The following is a 732-nucleotide window of genomic DNA, read 5'->3' on the forward strand; positions in this document are numbered from 1 at the left end:
CTTGTGTTCATCATAACACATACAAGGCTCATTTGCATTAGATTGCGTCCAATTTATCAATGACCTTTTCAAACTGTCGGCGTTTAATCTGTATGCGGTTGCCATTCATAATGAGCCAGCCAGCGTCCTTGTTTTCCTCTGCCAAGCGTCTTAACTTGTTTTCTCCGATACGGAAATACTTTGACGCTTCTTCAATGGTAAGGGTGTATTTTTCCCATACAGGAATATCGTTGTTATTCATCAGATACCCCCTTTCCCATGTTTCGTGTCATACTGGATATAGGGGATAAGGTCGGTGCGGTTTATCCTCTGTAAGTGAGCGGTCAGTTTACTGGAAAGGGAAGTGCTGTATCTTGCCTTATCAAGCATAGTTCCCACTTTTTCCAGTCCACCTAATGCGTCATGTTCTTCCAAGAAGTAAAAACTTTTCACAGCGGAAATCACACCACCCTCTGTGAGCCATTGCTGTGTTTCTTCAAGGGAATTATGTGGTTTGGGTACTTGCAGTTTCAAGACTTCCACAGCCCCTAAAAAGCGTTCCCAAAACCGACACGTTTTCCACCTGCTCTTATTACTTTCATTTCTGTTCGCTACGACAAAGCGTAGGTTGTTTGCCAATAGCCCGAAAGCCAGTTCCCCAAGTTCCAGTGGTCTGTCCTTGAATGTCATGGCAAAAACATGAGCCTTATCATCACGCAGTTGCATTTCTGTCCGTTTCCAACTGCCGACTTC

2 protein-coding genes are annotated in these 732 nt (G+C 44.1%); both read right to left on the reverse strand.

The features are described from left to right. Window positions 1-37 precede the first annotated feature (37 nt). Window positions 38-241 (reverse strand): excisionase, encoded by a 204-nt coding sequence (locus LI241_RS15505; RefSeq protein ID WP_002610247.1) that lies wholly within the window; start codon window positions 239-241, stop codon window positions 38-40. Further along, the coding region (locus LI241_RS15510; protein WP_227151469.1) for a replication initiation factor domain-containing protein at window positions 241-732 on the reverse strand (492 nt) is incomplete at its 5' end. The genes LI241_RS15505 and LI241_RS15510, both read right to left, overlap by 1 nt.

This window comes from Longicatena sp. 210702-DFI.1.196 (assembly GCF_020563125.1).
Taxonomy (GTDB): Bacteria; Bacillota_I; Bacilli_A; order Erysipelotrichales; family Erysipelotrichaceae; genus Longicatena; species Longicatena caecimuris.

What these genes read in the sequence shown, in the direction of transcription:
- LI241_RS15505 (WP_002610247.1), bottom strand. Translation starts at nt 241, where the DNA reads ATGAATAACAACGATATTCCTGTATGGGAAAAATACACCCTTACCATT.